Here is a 21,777-nt window from a genome sequence, read left to right as displayed (position 1 = left end):
GGCGGCAATGCCGCCCAACTTTTACATTCACCTCTGAACTAAGCTCAAAAGGACGCTATGAACACGCAAGCTAGACAACGTATTGTGCTGAAGGTCGGTAGTGCGCTGATCGCACCTGATCGTCAGGGCTGCAGTTCTCGTTATCTTCTCTCGATTGCCCAATTTATTGTGCGCTGCCGTACCAAAGGCATTCAGGTTATTTTGGTCTCTTCCGGCTCTATTGCCGCTGGCGCACACCGTTTCCCACTACAATCTTCGGACGACCCGACCGATCCTAAAGCGCAAATTGCGCTGAAAAAAGCGATGGCAGCTGCGGGACAAACCGAAATGATGGCGACTTGGGATAAGTTTTTTGACTTTCCTACCGCGCAGGTACTGCTGACCCACGCCGATCTGCGTGATCGAGAGCGCTACCTCAGCGTTCGTGACACCTTATCCACCTTGTTGGATCACGATATTCTGCCGATTGTGAACGAAAACGACACCGTCACCACCGACAAACTCAAAGTGGGTGACAACGACAACTTATCAGCCATGGTCGCCGCTGCCGCAGATGCGCGTAGCTTAGTGATCTGCTCGGATATTGATGGCTTGTTTGATAGCAACCCTCATCTCAATGCCGATGCCAAACTGATTGCAGATGTGAAAGAAATCGATGCCAGCATCTATGCCATGGCCGGCGGTAGCCACAGTGATGTGGGTACCGGCGGCATGACCACTAAGATCCAAGCGGCTGAAAAAGCGGTATCACACGGCATCGATACCTACATTGTTAATGGCTTTAAAGAGCAAAGCTTTAACGACCTACTGTCAGGAAAAAACCCGGGCACCTTGTTCCGTGGCTCTGATAGCCCAATGTTGGAACGCCTGCACTGGTTTACCCACACCGTACGCGCTGAAGGTGAGGTGATTGTCGCACCTGAAGACGAGGTACATTCTGCTGAAGATTTCGTTAATCTATCCAGTAGCGAAGTGTTAGATGTTAAAGGCACCTTCGCCGAAGGCGACACCATTGTGCTACGCAGTGACGATGGCACGCAGTTGGCTAAAGCACGCAGTAACTACAGTAGCCGCTTACTAAAATTTATCGCGAAGCAGGACGACTCTAAGTTGGTGGATAGCTTCACCCATAATCGCGGACTGATTGCCGCCCAAGACATTGCCCTGCTTGCCCCCGAAGCTAACGAGCTGGAGGAAAAATCATGAGCTTAATTACCGAATTAGCAAGCCAGGCCCGCACAGCAGCACGCACGCTGGCGGCACTGGATACCGAACAGAAAAACCAAGTGCTACACGCCATGAGCGATGCACTACGCGCTAACGTTGACACCATTCTTACGGCGAATGAGCAAGATCTTAGCCGCGCCCGTGACGCTGGGTTAACCGATGCCATGATCGACCGCCTGACGCTGACGCCTGAGCGCGTTGAAGCGATGGCACAAGGTATTGATACCATCATCCAATTGGATGATCCGGTCGGCAAACGCCGTGAACTGTGTGTACGTCCGAACCGCATCAAAGTTAGCAAACTGAGCGTACCACTGGGCGTCGTGTGCATGATTTACGAAGCCCGCCCAAACGTGACTGCCGATGCTGGCGCCCTGTGCTTTAAATCAGGCAACGCGGTGATTTTGCGTGGTGGTAAAGAAGCCCTTAGCAGCAGCCTCGCTATTGCTGAGGTACTGCAGCAGGTGCTGCAGTTATTCAAATTACCTAAAGCGTTGATCACTGTGGTACCCGATCCCGATCGCGCACTGATGCTGGAACTATTACAGCAACGTGATTACATCGACCTGGTGATTCCACGCGGCGGCGAAGGCCTGATCAACTTTGTCAGCGACAACAGCAAAATCCCCGTCATCCAACACTTCAAAGGGGTGTGCCACTTGTATGTAGATAAAAGCGCTGATGTAGAAAAAGCGTTGAATCTGCTGCTCAATGGTAAGACCCAACGTACGGGGGTATGTAACGCGCTGGAAGGCTTGTTAGTGCATAAAGACATTGCTGACACTTGGCTGCCAATTGCCGCGCAAGCGTTAGAAGATAGTGGCGTGACGATCAACGCCGACCGCCGCAGTGCGGGCTACTTCAACGGTGCTAACATCATAGAAGATAATGAGTTTGGCCAAGAATATCTGCGCCTAGAAATCGCCGTAAAAATTGTCGACTCATTAGATGATGCGATGGCGCACATTGCTCAGTTCGGTAGTCACCATACCGAAGTGATCTGCAGTGAAGACAAGCAAACTGCGGCGCGTTTCCAGCGCGAAGTTGATGCGTCCGTCGTAATGGCAAACGCCTCATCGCGCTTTAGTGACGGTGGAGAACTGGGTTTAGGTGCCGAAATTGGCATCGCCACCACCAAACTGCACGCGTATGGCCCAATGGGGCTTGAGTCACTGACCACTGAGAAATATCTGGTCGACGGCCACGGCCAAATTCGCGCCTAAGTAAACAGTGAGTCGCTCGATGCGATTCACACAACACACTTTGCCCCTCGCTGCAGCAAACCGCTCCCCCGCAACCGTTTGCTGCAGCGAACCCAGTGTTGTGATCCGCAGCCCACTCGCCGCATGGTAAATTGTTTCAACTGCGGTAGAATATGCGCCATTCATCCCGTGAAAGGCCGCGAAACTGTGACGCTGTTTGCCCTGCAATCCTGCTGTGCTGTTATCTCCTCAGCCGTCGCTGCTGCCTCACATCCGCCAGCCAAGCAATCTAATAACGTCCACTACGCCGGTTGGTTACCTGTTAACCCTACATATCTAAGGAATACTCGTCATGAGTCTTGCTGATTCCGTTTTGGCAGTAAATAACGATCTGCCTATCCGCACCGATAAACCGGTACACAGTGGTAAAGTCCGCAGCGTTTACTGGCTCACCGCAGCAGATAGTGCCCGTCTGATTGCCGAACGAGGCTACGATGTGCCAGCCGATACACCATTGGCGATCATGGTCATTAGCGACCGTATCTCTGCCTTTGATTGCATCTTCCACGGTGAAGAAGGCTTACAAGGTATTCCCGGCAAAGGCGCGGCGCTGAACGCTATCAGTAACCACTGGTTCCAACTGTTTAAAGACAACGGTTTAGCCGACAGCCATATTCTGGATATTCCGCACCCGTTTGTGTGGATTGTGCAAAAAGCTCGCCCCATCAAAGTGGAAGCGATTATTCGCCAATACATTACAGGTTCCATGTGGCGTGCTTACGCCAAAGGTGAACGTGAGTTTTGTGGCATCACCTTGCCAGAAGGGCTGCAGAAAGATCAGCAGCTGCCAGAACTGCTACTGACCCCATCTACCAAAGGGATTTTGACCGGTATTCCCGGCGTTCCAGAGCAAGATGATGTCAACATTAGCCGTGCTGATTTAGAAGCGAACTGGCAAGCATTTGGTTTTGAAAAACCTGAAGATATCGATCTGTACGAAAAACTGCTGAAAGAGGGTTTTGGCGTGATTTCTAAAGCACTGGCCGATATTGACCAAGTGTTTGTGGATACCAAGTTTGAGTTTGGCTATGTCACCGACAAAAATGGCAGTTCGAAACTGATCTACATGGATGAAGTCGGCACACCAGATTCTTCCCGCATTTGGGACGGTGCGGCGTATCGTGCGGGCAAGATTGTAGAAAACTCGAAAGAGGGATTCCGCCAGTTCCTACTGAACTTCTTTCCAGAGCCAGAGATTTTGCTCGATAAAAACCGCATGCCAGCGCGTGAAGCCCTGGCACGCGATACGGCATTGCCACTGAGCGCCATGATGGATGTCTCTAAAACCTACACAGGTGTGGCAGAGAAAGTGACTGGCCGCAAGATTGAGTTGTCAGCCAATCCGAAAGCAGAGATCGTCGAAATTCTAAAAAGCCGCTATGGCTTGATTGACTGAGCTCTCGCTTGCGTTATTCCAAGGCACCTGCGGGTGCCTTGTTGGTATCTGACGGGTTAGCACAGCTACCATTATCCAGTTGAGTTGATTCAGGTTTTAACATCAACCAAGCCTGTGGCGGTGTACCGATACGAAAATAGCTAGCGCGCGTTTGGCCTTGGTCACTATTGAGCGTATATGGCAACGATGCGGGCTGCATGTCAGTCAAAATCTGCTCAGCTTCCAACTGCTGTTGCGCCACAGTACAACCTTCATCCACCATGTTGCTTTTAAGGCTGATAATTCGCTGCTGCTTATCAAATATCACCTCAATCGCGCCATCATCCATGATTAGCTGGGCACTAGCAGCACCGCACAGGGCATTTTTATTAGCTTTATTGGGCACCAACTGTCCAGCGGCGAGCGCCTCTTGCTGTGACATACCAAGCGACAAAGGCCCCATGCCAATCTGGCCGTCCATCTGCCATAACAAACCAACACGACCACACACAGGTGCTTGAGCAACAGCGTCTGCTGCATCAATACTCTCGTCGCCACTTTGCGCTGTGGCAGTGATCGTTACACCAAACCATAAAACGGCTGTAAGCCAGTGATACCTCATGGAACCTCCGAAAACAAAACGGGCAGTATGTTGAAATACTGCCCGTTTTTACCATCGGCTGCCAACCATTTTTACATCGGTTGGTGAGTATGGCTCAGCGCTTATAGGGATTTCATCCACGCACTTTCTGGCAGCAGATACAAACCGTTTTCATGGTTAGCACCTTCGCCCACAATGTGGCCGATACCAGAGGCCATCACACCTAAGGTCACGTCAAACGCATTCAAGCTGTCGCCGTAACCGGCCGTCAGGTTGAACATAGAGCCGTCTGCCAGCAGATACAGGGTTTTATCGCCCAGTTGGTAGGCATCCACGTATGGCATTGGCAAGCTGTGCGTTGCATTTTGCTTCAGATAGGGCACGTCGATCTCTTGCGATACGTGACCCACGTTCAAAATGAACGCCCCATCTTTCATATCATCCAGATGCTTAGCACTCAGCACACCGTAAGCACCGGTTGCTGTCGCGATCACGTCAGCCTGTTTCACCGCTTCAGCCAAATCAACGACTGGCCAGCCATCATATTTGGCTTGCAAAGCGCGTGCTGGGTTCAGTTCAGCAATCTCAACTTGACCACCATAAGCTTTAGCAGAGTCAGCCACCCCCTGACCTACCAAGCCATAACCAATCACAATCACTTTTTTCTCATGCAGCGTTAAGTGAGTGGTTTGGAAGAACGTATGCCATGCCGTTAACCCCACCATATGGCGGTTATGCAATCCTTCTTTAACGGGCAAGTCGTCCCAGTTAAAGATGGGGTAGCGTGGTTCAACGCCGCCCAAACGGTTGATACCTGAACCGGTAGCTTCTAGGCCAGCAATAATTTTTGGACCAGTTTCACTCTGGTGCAGACGGGTTGTCAGATCAGCGCCCATTTCACACAAATGAGTAGGGTTCCATGCCAAAGCTTTATCAAAAGAATCTGACCAGTCAGCATCGCTCATGTCACGCCAAGCGTGTGCTTTAGCGCCTTTTTCTACGAGGTAAGCGACTACGTCATCTTGCACTGTCGTTGGGTTACAAGTTGTCAAAAATACTTCTGCGCCTTTATCGAGCAAACCTGCCACCAGCGGTGCCATTTTCAAATCGAGGTGCATGTTACAGGCAAGCTTAACACCGGTTAAATCAGGTAGGGCTGCCACAGCGGCACGGGTACGCGGCATATGCTGAGTGGCCCACGCCAACTCAGCTGCGAAATCTTGATACATCGATCAGGCTCCAACAAACTTATTCTTATAAACGGCGCTATTTTACTGATTTTGACCGCGGCGGTAAGCCATTACAGGCAATAACTGGGATTTATTTAGTTAAACTAAATCGGCCACCACAGAACGGCACCCGCACTATCCCATAGCAACATAATCGGTTTGCTGCTGGATCCGCTCAAGCCATGCCTGAATCGCCGGATATTGCTGCAATGAAAAGCCACCCTCATCTGCCACATGGGTATAAGCATATAAACTGATATCGGCGGTAGTGAGCTGCTCACCGAGCAAATACGGTGTGTGATGTAATTGCTGTTCCATCACTTGCAGCGCCTTATGCCCACCCACTTGTTTAGCGTTGTATTCCGCGCGGCGCTCAGCGGGCAAGCCCAAATACTTGGCAATGAAACGCGCTACCGCGATGTAGGGTTCATGGCTATATTGCTCAAAGAACTGCCACTGTTGCACTTTAGCCAGCTGAAAAGTATCGCTGGGGATTAACGACGCTCCAGCCGCCAGATAGTTAATAATGGCATTGGACTCGGACAAGGTTCGACCATCGGCCAGTGCCAATAACGGAATTTTACCGAGCGGATTTTTGGCAAGAAAGGCCGACTGCTTGGTATCTCCCGCCAGAATATCGACCTCAATCCATTGGTAGTCTAACTTGAGTAAAGCGCACACCAATTGCACTTTGTAGCAGTTACCCGATTGGCTATCGCCGTAAATTGTCAAACCCGCCATGCTGTGCCTCCTATTGGTTAATGCCGTAGCTCATATCTCATATCTCATATCTCATATCTCATATCTCGTAGCTCGTAGCTCGTAGCTCGTAGCTCGTAGCTCGTAGCTCGTAGCTCGTAGCTCGTAGCTCAGCATCATCATGCTGTCCTTATAGCTACCAAGCAAGCAGGATGACCAGCGTGCCCACGTTAGGAGGCAAGTGCTTTTCTTTTCTCGAAACAAGTCGCTAAGATGCTCAACAATACTTTGTAATCCTTAAGGTGAAACTGATGGAACGAGCTTTTAATGCCATGGTAGCCGGCCGCCCCTACTGTATTAATGACGCCGAGTTAGTGGAAATTCGCTATAAAACCCGTGATCGCGTTGATGAATTTAATGCCCTAGGTGCCCGCCAAGTAGCAGAAAAGACCCAGCTGATTAAACAGATTTTTGCGGAAGTGGGTGACGATGTGCATATCGAAAAACCGCTACGTGTAGATTATGGCTGCACCACTAAGCTCGGTAGTCACGTGTTTATCAACTTTAACCTCACCGTGCTCGACCCTGGTGAGATCACCATTGGCAACCATGTTTTTATCGGTCCCAATGTGTGCTTGTACACCGCCCTGCATCCAATGAACATTGCCGAACGCGATCGTCATACCGGCACCACCTTACCCATCAACATTGGTAACCACGTGTGGATTGCAGGTGATGTGAAAATACTGCCGGGGGTCACCATTGGCGATGGCGCGGTGATTGGAGCAGGCAGCGTAGTCACTAAAGATGTGCCAGCGGGCATGTTGGCGGTGGGTAATCCGGCGCGGGTCCTGCGCCAAGCGGATGCGACAGATAAGTAATCACCCACCATATAACAAGGGCAAACCAAATGTTTGCCCTTGTTATATGCGCACGACGGCAATAGCACTATATACATGTGTTACGGTGCTGGCTGGATATACAACGCCTTTGCCTGCACACTTTTCTCAAACGTATTATCGGTAAACAGCCAGTTTACGTTGTCGCTGCTGCCGACAACGATGCCATCATTCGCTGACATATGCGCATTGATGCCATCAATCAACAAAGCATTAGCACCGAGCTTAGCGGCCTCGTCTTTTAACGCTTTTAAGGCATCATCCAACAGCTCTTGTCCCGCAACCCAATCGTTATTGGCGGTCACACTCACAATGCCTATCACCTCATAGGGCGTTTTCGGTGCCTCACCATAGAGTTTAATCTGCTCAGGTGATGAGGCTGGATGGGTTGTGCCAGTGACGATATGCGAAGCATCAACGATGGTACAACCGGCCGCCAATAACATTCCTAGGGCGCATAGCATTACTTTGCTCATCATCATGTCCTTATTGTTGATGGAAATCGCTATTCATTTTATGCCAAACGGTCAAAAGTCAAACAGCTTTTACACTGTTGCAGCGGACAACTTACATCTGCCCTGCGGCAGCCACAAACGCCATTTCGACTAGATAATCAGGATCGGCAAGTTCCGCTTTGACACACACGCGGCTCGGCGCACAGCCATCCGGGAACCATGCATCCCATATCTCATTTAGCACAGCGGCGTTGGCAAAGTCGGTAAGGTAAATGGTGACCGACAACAGACGGCTACGATCAGCATCGATCATTGCCAGCTTCTGCTCCGCCTGCGCCATCACCGCCGCAACTTGGCTACGGATATCACCCAACGGTTCACATTCAGGTACTTCAACAAAATGGGCAATGCCATTGTAAAGGGTGACATCTGACCAACGCTTGGTCGGGTTAATTCGATTGATAGGCATGTTTGCTCCACATGTTGTCGTATAAAGCCGAGTACTATAACAAAACCGCTGCCACGAAAAAGTGGGCTTTATCTATTACGTTCTCGCGCTGCGGTCATCAGCCAAACGACATTTGCCGCTTGACCCATTCATATGACAAAAGGCAGTATGCCAAGACTGACTCAATCATCAAGGACCGTTAATGTTCGCCGAAATCTATCTGTTACGGCACGGGCAAACCCATTTTAATGCCGAGCGTCGACTGCAAGGGCAATGTAATTCTCCCCTAACAGCGCTCGGACAACGACAGGCATTTGCCATGGGCAAAACGTTAGCTAAGCAGCTAGGTTCACAGGTCAATCAATGGCAGATCGTCAGCAGCCCTTTAGGCCGCACTAAACAAACCAGCGAATTGGTTTGTCGCGGCATGGGCATAAGCGCCAAACAGGTGATCTACGACGCTCGCGTGCAAGAGGTCGGATTGGGTGATTGGGAACATGAGCAGATTGAGCAGATTGTCAAACGCCATCCCGCGTTTGCCGCGCGTAATGACTGGTATTTAGAAGCCCCTAACGGCGAGTCACTCGCCCAAGTGCAAACGCGCTTGCGTCAATGGCTCGAAGATTACCAAGGCCAAAAGCTGATTGTGGTTAGCCATGGCTTAACGGGCATGATTTTAAAAGCGATGTTAATGGAACAAGACGACGAGCAGATCTGGCTACAAGAACGCCCGCAAGATGCCCTGTTCCATTATCGCGATAAACAGCTGACTAAGATTGCGGTTGATGCGAGCTTGCTGCATGAGACTGCAGAATTGCCAACGATGTCAGCAAGCGCGTGAGGTATTCGCGCACATCGGCATCTTCAACTTGAGCCACATTGCCGTTAAGCCGCAATATGTCTCGATATAAGCACTTACCTATGTCGTGGCTGCGATAACCTTTCCATAATGCTAACGCCGCCTTATTAGGCGGATTGCCGTAGCGGCGTTGCTGCAAAAACAAAAACAGCGCAATGCGCTGCTCCGCAGATTTAGCGGACTGAATAAGCTGCCAATCCATTGCCAGCCTCCTTATTAAAATGATTGATTAATGCGATCGCGCCCTTCCATCTTCGCGCGGTACATCGCTGTATCGGCTGCAAACAACAACGCTTCAGCAGTACGAAATTGCCCCTGCACTTCGGTGGCAATCCCCTGGCTGACACTGACATTGTGTTCAACGCCTTCCATTTCCATACAGATGTCGGCGATGCGATTGCGGATCTCCGCAGCCACCTTCTGCGCGGTAGACGCACTGGTTGCTGGCAAAATCACCGCAAACTCCTCGCCGCCATAACGAGCTGCCAAACAGGAATCATCCGGTACGGCTTGAGCAATAGCGCTCGCAATGAGCTGTAAACAGTGGTCGCCACGAATATGCCCATAGCGATCATTAAACTGTTTAAAGTAATCAACATCTAACACTATCACACTGATGGGATAATGTTGGCTAGTGCACGTTTTCCAAGATCGGGCTAAACGTTCATCAAATGTGCGACGGTTAGCTAGGCTGGTTAATGGGTCTGTGGCGGCCAATCGCGCCAGTTTTCTCAGCTCGGCCTTTTCAGAACGCAGATCGCGCAAACTTGCCAGCAAAAAACCATCGCCTACCGGCATCAAAGATAGCGACAGACTCAAAGGCAGCGCCTCGCCATTGGCGGCCTGCATATCAATCTCTAATGCCGACTGTACAAATGGGTTTTTACTGCTGGAATGCTCAAACCGATAAGTAAATATCTCCTTATACGGAGGCATTATTATGGAATGTAAGCGCTCACTCTCAAGTTCAGACTGTGCATACCCAAGCAGCTCTACCGCAGCGCCGTTAAGCTGTAAAACGTCACCACGTAGGCTGAGTAACATGGCAGCATCTTGCATCTGCGCCACCAGCATTTGCAGTAGGTCTTGTTGGTTAGCCGCATCAGGCAAAGCTGCTGCAGTGTTTGGGTGGTTGAATGAGGCGGTCATAGCGCTCGCTCCTTCGAAAATCTCGGCTACTTGCCGTTTTTGATGCTGGTAGATTATCGAAGTGAAGCGCAAGATACCTTTCGGCAACATTACCAATTAACAATTTGATTTATATAGTAAAAATAATTTATTCCCACAGTTGCATTTGTGATGCTCACCGCATAAATGCTACTGACATCCAACTTTTTATTGTTAATTTTATGATCAGATGGCGGCTTTATACTCGTGCGCTAATACTTAACTACATCACACACGCTATGTCGCCAGACGCTTATACTGCGTCGATGGAGCAATAGCGTTGCCATTCACTTTGGTAATTGGCACAGCGAGGGACGCAATGGAACATGAATTCAAACAGTGGCAGATTTACCTCTCAATTGATGACGACACTATCTACACCCTGCAGGAAAACTTTTGGGTGATTGAGCAACACATTGATATGTTGATTGAACAGCTCTATGAAAAACTGACCACCTTCCCTGGCACCTCCGCGTTCTACGCCAACCGCAGCACCATGTTACGTGCCAAACACCATCAAAAACGTTACTGGCGCGAGTACGTATTAAAAGGCAACTTTGATAACAACTACCTTGAGGCTAGCCGCCGCATTGGCAAGACACACCACAAACTCGGCGTGAATATGCGGTTTTACTCGGGGGCTTACAGCATCATGATGATCAATCTCGCCCGTATCGTGCGCCAAGCGCTAGGCGATAATATGCAGGCCGAATTCAAGTATCTGGCCGCCTTAAACAAGGTGATTTTTATGGACATGGGGCTGACAACATCCGTCTATTACGATTCGGTCTCAACCGATTTAGAAACCCTCGCAACACAACTCAATGTGGCACTGGCACGCGCCGGAGAGTTTCGCGATAACGAAACGGGCCAACATATTCACCGCATGAGCCGCATGTGTTACCAACTGGCCAAATCCCTCGGCAAAGATGACAGTTGGTGCAATATGATTCTGCTCGCCAGCCCATTGCATGATGTCGGCAAAATTGGTGTACCAGACGAGGTATTGCTTAAGCCGGGTAAATTAACCGAACAAGAATGGCTGAGCATGAAACAGCATCCGCAAATTGGTGGCGAGATTGTACCCAATAATGATACAGCAGTGATCAAGATGGCACGCCGTATCGCCCTCACCCATCACGAACGTTGGGATGGTACAGGTTACCCGCTTGGGTTAGCGGGCGAAGCGATCCCCATTGAAGGTCGCATTGCAGCTGTGTGTGATGTGTTTGACGCGCTGCTATCGAGTAGACCCTACAAATCGCCTTGGCCAGTCGCCGATGTGGTGAACTATCTACGCGACAACAGTGGCAGCCAATTTGATCCGCAATTGATTGAAGTGTTTCTACAAAACCTCTCCCCCATGCTGGAGATCCAACATCAGTTTAGCGATGAACTAGCAACTGCTTGAGCGATAAGCGATTGCCCGCAGCGTCTTGGTGGGGACAGCCACCGATTTGTTATTTTAGCGTCTTGGTGGGGACAGCCACCGATTTGTTATTTTGGTTGGGACAGCCACCGATTTGTTATTGCCGATAGGCGGACACATCCGCTAATCTGGAGGTATTCATATGGAGTGAAATTGCTACAACAAGGAGTGTTGTTATGACCGTTGCCCGCCGCCGTTTGATTGATGTTGAATCAACCCCTTATTACCACGTCATTAACCGTTGTGTACGCCGCGCTTTTCTGTGTGGTGAAGATGCCTTAACTGGCCGTAGTTACGAGCATCGCCGAGAGTGGATTGCCACTAAAATCCGCCAGCTTTCGGCTATTTTTTGTATCGATATTTGTGCCTATGCGGTGATGAATAACCACTATCACTTAGTGCTAAAAATTGATGTCGCAAGCCAACAAGCATTAAGCGCTACAGAGGTAATTGAGCGCTGGACGCAGTTGTTTCATCCACCGATGTTAGTGGCTCGGTTTCTCAAAGGTGAAAAGCTCGATAAAACCTTGCAAATCCAGTTGGATGCGTTAATTGAGGAATGGCGTAAACGTCTCGGTGACATCAGTTGGTTTATGCGTTGTCTTAACGAAGAAATCGCCCGTAAAGCCAATAAAGAAGACAACTGCACTGGCGTATTTTGGGAGGGCCGTTTTAAGTCGCAAGCCTTACTTGATGAACAAGCGCTGTTAACCTGCATGATGTATGTCGATTTAAATCCGATTCGCGCAGGCATTGCCGACAGCATTACAGACTCCGATTTCACCTCCATACAAGCACGCTTGAAAGAGCTGCAAAATCAACCCGTAGCGCCAGATGAAATCTCCGCTCCATCGCAACAAAGCAAACAACAACACGCCACTACCACATTAAAACCTTTACTGCCTTTTGATGGCGCAACCCATGTAGACACGCAAAACGGTATTCCTTTCCATTTTGCTGACTACCTTGAATTGATTGACTGGACGGGGCGTGCCATTCGGCCAGATAAGCGTGGAGCTATTGCGGCATCAGCACCTAAGCTACTACTAGCATTAGGCATTGCGACCGATGCATGGATGCAAAGTGCCACAGAGTTCAGCAAACAATATGCCCGCGCTTGTGGCAGTTGGGCGGCAATGTGCGAATTTAAAAGCCGTCAAGGCGGCAGATGGTGCCGTGGCAAGCAATACAGCAGTGAGCTGTATCAGTAACATTTAAAACTCACCACTCATCTAAAACCAGTGAAGCCAATACAGTGTTTCACCGATTTCGCGCATCCCGAAAAATGGCAATGGCCCAAAATCTAGGCTCAGCAAACGACAGACTTGAGAAAAATCCCCCTTTATCTTCCATCGATTAGCCACAGCCCAAAAGAAAGCGGAGGAAATAAACAGCTACACAAATGATGCCTGTCCATGCAGGCATGCATGCAGGCATGCTACCAATTAACGCTTTGCATCACTCTTATCAGGGCGGTATTAACCAATATCAGCGCTAAAGGCACTGACTATTTTTGCCCACGCAGCCAAGTGATTGGATGGCAAAGGCAAATGGTAATCGCCACAGCCGTTATTAGCCGTTGCAAAATGGTGGCAGCGCGCGAGTCTGTCATCTCATTCTGTGACATAGAACATATATCGATCATTAGCGATCGCTGTACAATCATTCACCAATGATAATGCTCGCAAATAAGGGCAACAATAAAAGGGGTAAGCGGATGGATTTGGAAGCGTTTTTAGCCGTAGGCGCGTTGAGTGTGTTGTTAGCGTTGGTGCTGTTATCAGGCTGTTCATGGTTGGGCAGCTGGTTGATGAAAGAATACAAAGTGTCTGTTTTGCATCGTCCATCAGGTCGTCATTAGTCAGCATTTTTAAAAGCTTTTTAGCGCCGTTGTTTGCAGATTGCAGCAACGGCGTTTTCATTTGTAGCCTACCGTGCCGCGCAGCGGATTATAAAGTTGGTTACATTCTTTGGCTGTTCACGCGCGCTAGCGGGATTATGCTGGTTGCCATTGTTGTAGAACGGTTGTTGTAAAAGGGACAAGCACACATGGATTGGGAAGCGTTTTTTGCAGTAGGCGCAGTGATGTTGGTGTTGGCTATGGTGTTATTGGTGCCGGGGTTGATGCTGGGGCGGCGACTGAGTAACAGCGCAGTAAATGCGTTTTTCACGCTGCGACCAACGATCCGCCTTGCTGTGTTTATGGGGTTTGGGTGGTTGCTTTCGGCGTTAGCTGCAGCAGTTGTAGGTTATTTCGCTCCGAGCTCATCTAGAGGTCAGTGGATAGCAACACCGTCAGACTTATTCAGTTTGATTTTTGTACCGCTTATACTTGTCGAAAAACTGTTGCAGGCGTGCGGTATTAATCTGCTGGATGACGGTAAAAAATAATCGCTAGCCAAAGCGGTTAACGGTTATTGTCAATCTCAATTCCTGTAAGCCATTGCGAATGCGGTGAGAAGTTAAGTCTAGTTTACAGCTGTGCGGGGGCTTCAGCGTGATGCCAAGCAATAGCGCGCTGGGCTTGGGCCAAAATCTCAGCTTCTAGTACGTCGGCCTCATCGCCTAGTGTGCCATCCACCATAGGCTGTTGCCAAAAGGCTTGTTCGCTATCAATCCCTTCTTGCGCACTAAACAAGGTGGTAAATATCTCTCTAACGACGCTAACTTCAGTTTCAAGATCGACGTTTTCGGCAATAGTCACTGGCGTCGTCAACAGACGTTGGCTCAGCGCGTGTTTAAACCAGCGGTACTCTGCTGGATGTTCACGTAAATATTCGCCGATAGGTTGGTGAAGACAGCCGTTTTTCCAAGGATGGACGAACATGTGTATGCGGTAGTAGCTGTTGTCACAGTGTACAAAGGCATTAATTAGTGGGCGGCTCCAGCCATGCTGCTGTACAAAATAGCTGAGAAATTCCTCATAGCCATGGGTATGCTCCTCATCCCAATACTGAATGTAAAACTTGGCGAGTAACGTCACATATTGCACATCAACACAGGCGAGCATGAATAGTGCTTCGGTGCCAAACAGGCGCATACTATCAACCCACATCACATCGGTATTATTGCGGTAGCGGGCATAAGCTACGATCAGTTCAGCGGTAGCAACGATATCATCTTTGAGCTGCGGATATTGCAGCGCGAGGGCAAAGAACAAGATCTCTGAAATGTAGATTTCGTCATCGGGTTTAATCACTGTGTCTTTTAGGTAGCTGATATCGTCACTGCCCTTGCTAAGCGCTAGCTCGGCAATGTGCTGCATGTTGCTATCGGTAATGTCACTAAATTGCAGTGGCCGTTGGCTGCCGTCTGCTTCGGTGGCAACAAATTCAATATCGAACCATTGTCCTACAACGGCGGTGCCTGCACGCAGGTGTTGCTGATATTGCTGTAATGCTGTGCGAATTGATTCTGGTTGATTGATGACAATGGCAAGCTTGATATCTTTTTCGAAATCTCTCATCGGGTCCCTTTGATAACAGTATGTGGTAGCTAATTTTGAGCGCGGAGCATTATGTTATCAAAGGTGCTGAAATTCAATTAGGCTACGGCGGTGATTGCAAACGGCGCGCTTGGTTCAACTGCTATTCCGTTTAGCTATGTTAGCGTGCAGTTTTAGCTGAAAGGGATTTAAGGAATGAAACCTCGTCATATTGCATTATCAAGCCTGACCTTGTTATTGGCTGCCTGTGGCGGCGCCGATCAGCCCGCGAAAGTACCAGAAAACAGTGCTGCGGTTTGTTTTAATGCAGACCTGTATCAAAGCGGTAATAGCTATACATTGCGTGATATGAACAATGGTAAGCAGGTATTTAACTTTACCATGCCGGGCAGTACCGATTTTGAAGGCAAACAGGTGTTTCAACTACATCAAACCATCACTGGTACATCGATGGATGAAGAGATGCCCGTCAACACTTTTTATTTTCAGTTCGATAATAGCAACTACGAGATCCGCCAGCCCGCGCTGCTGATGGCAATCGGGGAACAACAAAGTGTTGTTTATAGTAAGCCAGCACAGGAGCAAAAGTTTAATCTTCAACCAGGGCAGAGCCATGAGCAAACGTTCACGATTAGTGACGCTAACTCAGATGTTAAAGAGACCAAGATGAAGGTTAAGCGTTCTTTTGTCGGTATGGAGCAGCAATCGGTAGCAGCGGGCACGTTTGATACTTGCCACTTTAAAATCGAGGTGGATGCCACTCAGGCTGATGGAAACAGTGATAAGTATGAAGGCCATCAGTGGATTGCCAAAGACTTGGGCGTTATCGTGAAGCAGCAGCATGAAGATCAAGTCATGCAGTTGGCTGAAGCAAACATTGGCGAGCAACATTTCCCTGCCAAATAAGTCGTGTTATCACACAGCAACATGCTTAAAAAATATGCCCACGCGATGCCGTGGATGATGTTAGTGGGGGCGGCGGTGTTACCTATGCAGTCCATGGCAAAAACCACCGCAGCAACCTGCTTCAACGCCGCGTTATATCAGGTGGGCAATCAATATCGAATGGTGTCGCCGAAAACCTCAGCCATTTTGAATTATCAAATGCTCGCGCCGGATAGCTTTATGGAGCAGCCGGTGGTGCGGGAGCAGGAAAGCTATGCCAGAACCCAATACAGCGACCCATCGGTATCTACCTATCAATATCAGCTCGATGAGCAGCAGCTGCAACGGCGCGAGTTAGGCGTGGTGTGGGGCGAACATGGTTATGTTAAGCACACGCCAGCCAAAATAATGCCGTTTAATTTGGGCGTTGGAGAGCAATTTGAGCAGACGGTTACTGCCAAATATGATGATGCGGGCAGCGGCAGTCAGTTGAAATTCACTTGGACATTTGTCGGCATGGAACCTATCACAGTGGCTGCTGGCGAGTTTTCTAGCTGTCATTTCGAGCAGGTCACTGAAGTGACCGATGCTGAAGGTAACAGCCAAACGTTTCATGCATCGCAATGGATAGCGGCGCAGTTGGGCGTTCCGGTAAAAGTTGTCACTCAGAAAGATACCTTTGAGCTGGAGTATGCCAAGGTAGCAGGGCAACATTTCCCACAATGAACCTCGATTTAAGAAGCTAACACCGTTACTTGTATTGCCAGTAGGGCGGTTCACCATATTGCTCGGCGAAAAAGTCGATCACCGCCCGCACCTTTTGTGAAGGCCATTTAGCGGCGGGATAGATGGCGGCAATGCTTTGTTGCTCGAGTGAAATACCCCATTGATGATCTGTCATTACCGCGCGTAACTGCCCCGATTGCAGATATTTACCAATCAGCCAATCGGGAAACATCACCAACCCTAGTCCATCCAAACACGCCTGCAACAAGCTCTCGGAATTGTTGGCGCTAAACTTTACCCGCTGTGGAAAGGTCTGCCACGGTTGCTGCGGCTTGGCAAAATACCATTTTTCTAGGCCATAACTGCCGTGATACACCAAACAATCATGCTGTTGCAGTTCATCAATCGCGGTGGGCAGTCCATATTGTTGCAGGTAGGCCGCGCTGGCGGCGAGGTGGTAATGCTGATAACCAAAAATGCGGGCTTGCAGGCGCGAATCATTCAGGCGGCCAATGCGAAAGGTGAGGTCGGTGCCGTGTTGTAGTGGGTCGATAAAATCATCGGTTTGTTGTAACTCCACACTCAGCTGCGGATATTGCGCCATCAAAGGTTTTAACCACGGCACAATGTGGCGCTGGCTGAACACTATTGGTGCATTAATGCGGATCACGCCTGCTAACTGCTGTTGCTGTGCTTGCAACTGGGCATGCAACTCATCCAACTGTTCCACGGTATTGCGGGCGTAATTTATCACCATGCGACCCGCTTCTGTTGGCACTAATGCGCGAGTATTACGATAAAACAGCTGTTGTCCCAAGGCATCTTCCAACTGCTGGATCGCGCGGGAGATGGTGGATGGTGAGCTATTGAGTTGCCGAGCCACTACTGAAAAGCTGCCGCTGTCATATACGGCGACAAACAGTTCAAGGTTACGAGCATTGATGGTTTGTAGCTGGCTATCTTTGCGCATAATGAAAAAGTGTTTAGCTATCTGTGTGGTTTTTGCTAAGTGTAGCATAGCGTACCTTATGCGCTCTAAAAATAAGGAGCGCTTAATGAAGCTACTACTAATTTTGATTGTGATTATTGGCGGCATGGGGCTGTCAGTTGAGGCGGGCTTATTAGGCCCACTCGGCGTTGCAGTGGGTGACCTATGGGCCACGCTGAGTATTTTTGGTGTGGGTGCCATTCTTACTTTTCTACTGATGTTGTTTTTTAGCCCTCGCGATACCCCCTCGTTTTTTCAGCAACCGGGTTGGACACTCTCCGGCGGTATTTTGGGGGTTGGTTATGTGGTGATTTTGACCATTACCGCGCCGAAAATTGGTATTGCGATGATGATGATCAGCGTGCTGGCTGGGCAAGTCGGCAAGAGCTTGCTGATTGATCATTTTGGTTGGTTGGGTGTTGAACGTCGGCCAGTGAACAAGCAGCGCATGATTGCGCTGGTATTTATCTGTATTGCATTGCTGCTGATTGCTGGAGGCCAAGCATGATTTTATTAATGGTATTGCTGGCGGTTATCGGCGGTTGTTTATTGAGTATTCAGGCGGCGGTAAATGGCCGTTTAGGCAGCCAAGTCGGCGTGTTGAAAACCGCCTTTTTGACCTTCTCTATCGGCGCAATGATCACGGTATTGCTGATTCTGTTTTTTGAACAGCCGCATGATGTCACCTTAATGGATGTGCCTAAGTGGCGCTTACTGGGCGCATTTTGTGGGGTGCCGTATATTCTGATCATGATTTTTGCGGTGCAGCGTATCGGCACTGCGGTCGCTACCGTGGCGGTGATTTTTGGACAACTGACCATGAGCATGCTGATTGATAACTTTGGTTGGCTCGGCAACAATGTGATGCCATTTTCGTGGCCTCGCGTGTTGGCGGTGGTTTGTTTAGCGATTGCGTTGTACTTCATCTACGCCAGTAATCGTGCCGAGACGCAAGCAAATTAACGGCTGCTTCTGCGTTAGCAAATGGCCGTAAATGAAAGGCGAACCCAACGGTTCGCCTTTTGTGTCTCTCACATATTCTAATTTGCTAAGCGTAATAGCGATGCAACATTAGCTATTCAATTTGCTTAGTGCTTCTTACGGCGGAAGATCACGAACAGCATCAGCAAGACGATGATAACGCCAAGCGCCATCAGCAGATTGATGTAACGCACGATAAATGGCGCTGGGCCACCGCTAGTGATGTTCGCTACGTCTTTGCCAGTGAGGCCATCGTCGATGTTGCCAAAGTGCAGCCGTACATAGTTGCTCACGGCAGCAATTTGCGCGTCGGTCATATCGCGGCCAAAGGCGGGCATTAATACATCAACGTCATTGCCTTTGCGTGACAGGCCGTGGCTGATGGTCATCACTAAGTTGTTTGGCAGCGCCGCAGTGACGGCGGTATTGCTGGTCAAACTTGGGTAAAAGTGGTCCGCAGTACCTTGGCCGTTGCGGCCGTGGCAGCTGGCACAAGCGCTGTCGTACAGTTTGGCACCATCAACCGTGCTGCTATCGGCTAGCGTTTTTTGCTCGCCTTGGCCGGTGATCACTTGGTTGATGTCGGTCAACTTAGGTGTGGCAGTAGAGCGTACGTTGGCTGCCGCAGTTTTGATCGCTGGCACTTGCTTGATATAGGCGGCAATGTCGCGAATATCCTCATCAGTGAGGAAACGGAAGCTGTGTTCCACCGCTTCAGCCATTGGGCCACCCGCTTGACTCAGGTTCGGCACGCTACCGGTTTTTAGGTACTGCTCCAACTGTTGTTGGCTCCAGTTACCGATACCGGTGGTTTTATCCGACGTGATGTTCGGCGCTTCCCAGCCGCCAAGTGCGGCACCAGCGAGATATTGGTTGTTGTCTTCTGCCATCAGCGCGTTACGTGGCGTGTGGCAAGTGCCACAGTGTGCCAGTACGTCAGTCAGATATTTCCCGTGAGCGATATCGGCGGGCATGCCTTGTGGTGCTTCGAACGGTTTGGCATCGGCAAACAACAGGTTCCAACCCGCCATTGCGGCGCGCACGTTGAACGGAAACGACAGTTCAGTTTGCTCGGCGGGGGCTTTATCTACTGGCTCAACGCCTTGCATAAAGTAGGCATAAAGCGCTTTTACGTCAGCATCGGTCAGGCCTTGGTAGGCGGTGTATGGCATGGCAGGGTAGAGGTGCGTGCCATCGGCAGCAACGCCTTTACGCACGGCATCAGCAAACTGCTGCTCGGTGTAGTTACCAATACCAAACTGTTTTGATGGGGTAATGTTGCTGGCAATGATTTTACCCATCGGCGAATCAATGCTGTAACCACCGGCAAATGGGCTTTGCTGCTCGTCGGTGCCGTTGTGGCAAGCGGCGCAGTCTGCGGCGGTGGCAAGGTATTGACCTTTGGCTACCAAGTTTTGGTTGTCATCTGCCAATACGCTGGCCGATACCAGACCTGCAGCGACCAGCAGGGTTGATGAAAATTTCATAGAAGTCTCCTGCTTAGATTTCGCGGTCAATGATTTCAGCGGCGCGAATACTCAGCGCCACGCCAGTCAAGGTTGGGTTGATGACGCCAGATGCTGGAATAACGCCCGTGGTGGCCAAGAACAGATTCTTGTGATCCCAAGTACGACATTCGTGGTTTACCACCGAGTCTGTTGGATCATCACCCATGATCACCGTGCCCATCAGGTGGTCACGGTTTTGCCAGCCGGTGTCATCTTCAATCACAGTGCCGCCCATCAGTTCGACAAAGCGGGCAAAATCAGCTGAGGCATAAGGCTTAGCGGCTTTGACGTAATCGTCCACATCGTAGTGGACTTTCAGCATTGGAATGCCAAGCGCATCTGTGCGGGTGGTGCTGGCTTCAACGCGGTTGCTTTGGTGCGGCAGCATTTCAAATACGGTCGAGATCTCGACCCAACGTGAGGCTTCATCACGCAGGCGCTCGTCCAGTTGTTTACCAAACACGCCTTGGTCAATCAGGCGGCGGGCGACTTTCATATTGGGTACACCGTTACTTACGGCGTGTTTTACTGCGGCGTAGTCACGGCGAAAATCACCGTCACGACGGTTAAAGATACCGCCTTGTTGCACTGCGCCGCGCCCCATCCATACCTCTTCATCGGCAAGGAAGGTCAGCCCCATACCTGTGTGGTCCATCAGGTTACGACCCACTTGATCAGACGAGTTAGCCACGTCTGAAATCAGCAGCAGTTTTGGTGTTTCAAGGCCGTGTGCCGCGACAATGAAGTATTTAGCGGTTAAGCGTACATCATCACCTTTTGAGCTGCGGTAATGCACCGCCACGATATCGCCATTCGCGCCTTTTTCGAGTTTGTAGGCGGTGGCATCGGTGATTAGTTTAGCGCCTTCATCTTCAGCGTGTTGCGCGTGCACGTTACCGCTGTACATTGCGCCGATTGGGCACACAGGCATACAGTTGTTGTTACCAGAACAGGCTGGGCGAGTGTCGTAAGCGCGAGTAGCGCGGGCGTTTGGCTCATGGATAAAGTTAAAGCCAGCAGAACCGATACGGTCTTTCAGGCGTTGGAACAGGTAGGTTTCGCCTTCGGGTTCCATTGGATATTTGCCTGAACGTGGTGGCCATGCATCGCCACCTTGACCGCTTTGGTCTTCAGTGTCTGAACCACATACGCCTAAGTTGAGTTCGGCTTTGAGGTAGTAAGGTTCTAGCTCCGAGTACTCCATTGGCCAGTCGCGGCCAACCCCGTACAAGGTTTTCAATTTCATATCGTTAGGGATATAACGCCATGCAGCGGCTGCCCAGTGCCAAGTGGTTCCGCCCACCAGTTTGAGCATGCCAGGACGCAAGTCAAACGAGCCGGTATTTTCAATATACTCTTCGTCGTAAGAATGGTGCGCCCATGGTTCATTTGGGTATGGCGAGTTGTAGTTTTCTTTTTTAGATGAGTTGCGGAAGTTCTCGACGATTTTCCAGCGAGGGATTTTTTCACCCGCTTCCAAAATAATCACTGACTTGCCTTTTTTTGCGAGGGTGTAGGCAGCGTTGCTACCCAAAGCACCCGAGCCGATGACGATGACATCAGCATCAAATTCTTTGCTCATAATTTCACTCTA

General features: G+C 49.9%; 24 protein-coding genes. 13 read left to right on the top strand and 11 right to left on the bottom strand.

Going from position 1 to position 21,777, the window contains the following annotated elements:
- Positions 1-57: 57 nt before the first annotated feature.
- The 3 genes from proB to ACN0TT_RS02450 all read left to right on the top strand — a co-directional run bounded on the left by proB (position 58) and on the right by ACN0TT_RS02450 (position 3,885).
- Positions 58-1,206 (top strand): glutamate 5-kinase, encoded by a 1,149-nt coding sequence (proB, locus tag ACN0TT_RS02460; protein WP_417760546.1) that lies wholly within the window; start codon positions 58-60, stop codon positions 1,204-1,206.
- Entirely contained in the window at positions 1,203-2,450 is a 1,248-nt protein-coding gene (locus ACN0TT_RS02455) for a glutamate-5-semialdehyde dehydrogenase (RefSeq protein WP_417760545.1), read from the top strand. The genes proB and ACN0TT_RS02455 overlap by 4 nt, the downstream gene beginning before the upstream one ends.
- 331 nt (positions 2,451-2,781) lie before the next feature.
- The gene (locus tag ACN0TT_RS02450; protein ID WP_417760544.1) at positions 2,782-3,885 is read left to right on the top strand and encodes a phosphoribosylaminoimidazolesuccinocarboxamide synthase; all 1,104 of its coding nucleotides are present in this window, start codon (positions 2,782-2,784) and stop codon (positions 3,883-3,885) included.
- Positions 3,886-3,898: 13 nt separating this feature from the next.
- Here ACN0TT_RS02450 and ACN0TT_RS02445 read toward each other — a convergent pair whose 3' ends face one another.
- The 3 genes from ACN0TT_RS02445 to ACN0TT_RS02435 form a co-directional block, all read right to left on the bottom strand.
- Positions 3,899-4,486, bottom strand: a complete 588-nt coding sequence (locus ACN0TT_RS02445) for a hypothetical protein (protein ID WP_417760543.1) — start codon at positions 4,484-4,486, stop codon at positions 3,899-3,901.
- 101 nt (positions 4,487-4,587) lie between these two features.
- Positions 4,588-5,694 (bottom strand): adenosylhomocysteinase, encoded by a 1,107-nt coding sequence (locus ACN0TT_RS02440; RefSeq protein WP_417760542.1) that lies wholly within the window; start codon positions 5,692-5,694, stop codon positions 4,588-4,590.
- Between the two features lie 135 nt (positions 5,695-5,829).
- On the bottom strand, positions 5,830-6,426 hold the full coding sequence (locus ACN0TT_RS02435) for a glutathione S-transferase family protein (RefSeq protein ID WP_417760563.1): 597 nt from the start codon (positions 6,424-6,426) through the stop codon (positions 5,830-5,832).
- A gap of 278 nt (positions 6,427-6,704) precedes the next feature.
- Here ACN0TT_RS02435 and ACN0TT_RS02430 point away from each other — a divergent pair, with 278 nt between their 5' ends.
- Positions 6,705-7,274 (top strand): sugar O-acetyltransferase, encoded by a 570-nt coding sequence (locus ACN0TT_RS02430; protein WP_417760541.1) that lies wholly within the window; start codon positions 6,705-6,707, stop codon positions 7,272-7,274.
- 80 nt (positions 7,275-7,354) lie between these two features.
- Here the strand turns inward: ACN0TT_RS02430 and ACN0TT_RS02425 are convergent, their stop codons facing one another.
- Together ACN0TT_RS02425 and ACN0TT_RS02420 are read right to left on the bottom strand one after the other, a co-directional pair.
- Positions 7,355-7,768, bottom strand: coding sequence for a hypothetical protein (locus ACN0TT_RS02425; RefSeq protein ID WP_417760540.1), 414 nt, complete (start codon positions 7,766-7,768; stop codon positions 7,355-7,357).
- Positions 7,769-7,859: 91 nt separating this feature from the next.
- Positions 7,860-8,216 carry a RidA family protein gene (locus ACN0TT_RS02420; RefSeq protein ID WP_417760539.1) on the bottom strand — a complete coding sequence of 119 codons (357 nt, stop codon included), beginning with the start codon at positions 8,214-8,216 and terminating at the stop codon, positions 7,860-7,862.
- A 181-nt stretch (positions 8,217-8,397) separates the two neighbouring features.
- On the opposite strand from ACN0TT_RS02420, the gene ACN0TT_RS02415 reads away from it, so the two are divergent.
- Entirely contained in the window at positions 8,398-9,036 is a 639-nt protein-coding gene (locus ACN0TT_RS02415; RefSeq protein WP_417760538.1) for a histidine phosphatase family protein, read from the top strand.
- Here the strand turns inward: ACN0TT_RS02415 and ACN0TT_RS02410 are convergent.
- Both ACN0TT_RS02410 and ACN0TT_RS02405 read right to left on the bottom strand, forming a co-directional pair.
- Positions 8,966-9,256 carry a hypothetical protein gene (locus tag ACN0TT_RS02410; protein WP_417760537.1) on the bottom strand — a complete coding sequence of 97 codons (291 nt, stop codon included), beginning with the start codon at positions 9,254-9,256 and terminating at the stop codon, positions 8,966-8,968. The two genes, ACN0TT_RS02415 and ACN0TT_RS02410, sit on opposite strands and share 71 nt — an antisense overlap.
- A 14-nt stretch (positions 9,257-9,270) precedes the next feature.
- Positions 9,271-10,203 carry a diguanylate cyclase gene (locus ACN0TT_RS02405; RefSeq protein ID WP_417760536.1) on the bottom strand — a complete coding sequence of 311 codons (933 nt, stop codon included), beginning with the start codon at positions 10,201-10,203 and terminating at the stop codon, positions 9,271-9,273.
- A gap of 337 nt (positions 10,204-10,540) precedes the next feature.
- On the opposite strand from ACN0TT_RS02405, the gene ACN0TT_RS02400 reads away from it, so the two are divergent.
- From ACN0TT_RS02400 to ACN0TT_RS02385, 4 genes are all read left to right on the top strand, one after another.
- A complete protein-coding gene (locus ACN0TT_RS02400) occupies positions 10,541-11,632 on the top strand; it encodes an HD-GYP domain-containing protein (RefSeq protein WP_417760535.1) in 1,092 nt (363 codons plus the stop codon).
- A 194-nt stretch (positions 11,633-11,826) separates the two neighbouring features.
- The gene (locus tag ACN0TT_RS02395) at positions 11,827-12,861 is read left to right on the top strand and encodes a transposase (RefSeq protein ID WP_417760534.1); all 1,035 of its coding nucleotides are present in this window, start codon (positions 11,827-11,829) and stop codon (positions 12,859-12,861) included.
- A 506-nt stretch (positions 12,862-13,367) separates the two neighbouring features.
- Complete coding sequence (locus ACN0TT_RS02390) at positions 13,368-13,511, top strand: hypothetical protein (RefSeq protein ID WP_417760533.1); 144 nt, start codon at positions 13,368-13,370, stop codon at positions 13,509-13,511.
- A gap of 188 nt (positions 13,512-13,699) precedes the next feature.
- On the top strand, positions 13,700-14,041 hold the full coding sequence (locus ACN0TT_RS02385) for a hypothetical protein (RefSeq protein ID WP_417760532.1): 342 nt from the start codon (positions 13,700-13,702) through the stop codon (positions 14,039-14,041).
- Positions 14,042-14,123: 82 nt separating this feature from the next.
- On the opposite strand, the gene ACN0TT_RS02380 is transcribed toward ACN0TT_RS02385, so the two are convergent.
- The gene (locus tag ACN0TT_RS02380) at positions 14,124-15,116 is read right to left on the bottom strand and encodes a DUF6138 family protein (RefSeq protein ID WP_417760531.1); all 993 of its coding nucleotides are present in this window, start codon (positions 15,114-15,116) and stop codon (positions 14,124-14,126) included.
- A 174-nt stretch (positions 15,117-15,290) separates the two neighbouring features.
- Here ACN0TT_RS02380 and ACN0TT_RS02375 point away from each other — a divergent pair, with 174 nt between their 5' ends.
- Both ACN0TT_RS02375 and ACN0TT_RS02370 read left to right on the top strand, forming a co-directional pair.
- Complete coding sequence (locus ACN0TT_RS02375) at positions 15,291-16,001, top strand: hypothetical protein (protein ID WP_417760530.1); 711 nt, start codon at positions 15,291-15,293, stop codon at positions 15,999-16,001.
- 21 nt (positions 16,002-16,022) lie between these two features.
- Complete coding sequence (locus ACN0TT_RS02370; RefSeq protein WP_417760529.1) at positions 16,023-16,706, top strand: hypothetical protein; 684 nt, start codon at positions 16,023-16,025, stop codon at positions 16,704-16,706.
- Positions 16,707-16,731: 25 nt separating this feature from the next.
- On the opposite strand, the gene ACN0TT_RS02365 is transcribed toward ACN0TT_RS02370, so the two are convergent.
- Positions 16,732-17,724: a LysR substrate-binding domain-containing protein gene (locus ACN0TT_RS02365; protein ID WP_417760528.1), complete on the bottom strand. Its 993-nt coding sequence runs from the start codon at positions 17,722-17,724 to the stop codon at positions 16,732-16,734.
- 37 nt (positions 17,725-17,761) lie between these two features.
- On the opposite strand from ACN0TT_RS02365, the gene ACN0TT_RS02360 reads away from it, so the two are divergent.
- Both ACN0TT_RS02360 and ACN0TT_RS02355 read left to right on the top strand, forming a co-directional pair.
- Positions 17,762-18,202, top strand: coding sequence for a DMT family transporter (locus ACN0TT_RS02360; RefSeq protein WP_417760527.1), 441 nt, complete (start codon positions 17,762-17,764; stop codon positions 18,200-18,202).
- Positions 18,199-18,657 carry a DMT family transporter gene (locus ACN0TT_RS02355; protein ID WP_417760526.1) on the top strand — a complete coding sequence of 153 codons (459 nt, stop codon included), beginning with the start codon at positions 18,199-18,201 and terminating at the stop codon, positions 18,655-18,657. The genes ACN0TT_RS02360 and ACN0TT_RS02355 overlap by 4 nt, the downstream gene beginning before the upstream one ends.
- 125 nt (positions 18,658-18,782) lie before the next feature.
- Here ACN0TT_RS02355 and ACN0TT_RS02350 read toward each other — a convergent pair whose 3' ends face one another.
- Together ACN0TT_RS02350 and ACN0TT_RS02345 are read right to left on the bottom strand one after the other, a co-directional pair.
- A complete protein-coding gene (locus ACN0TT_RS02350) occupies positions 18,783-20,162 on the bottom strand; it encodes a c-type cytochrome (RefSeq protein WP_417760525.1) in 1,380 nt (459 codons plus the stop codon).
- A gap of 13 nt (positions 20,163-20,175) precedes the next feature.
- Positions 20,176-21,765 (bottom strand): GMC family oxidoreductase, encoded by a 1,590-nt coding sequence (locus ACN0TT_RS02345; RefSeq protein ID WP_417760524.1) that lies wholly within the window; start codon positions 21,763-21,765, stop codon positions 20,176-20,178.
- Between the last annotated feature and the right edge of the window lie 12 nt (positions 21,766-21,777).

It is taken from the genome of Shewanella sp. (genome assembly GCF_048265805.1).
Lineage (GTDB): Bacteria > Pseudomonadota > Gammaproteobacteria > Enterobacterales > Shewanellaceae > Shewanella.
The sequence above is the reverse complement of the archived record's forward strand: the minus strand, read 5'-3'. Positions and strand labels throughout refer to the sequence as shown.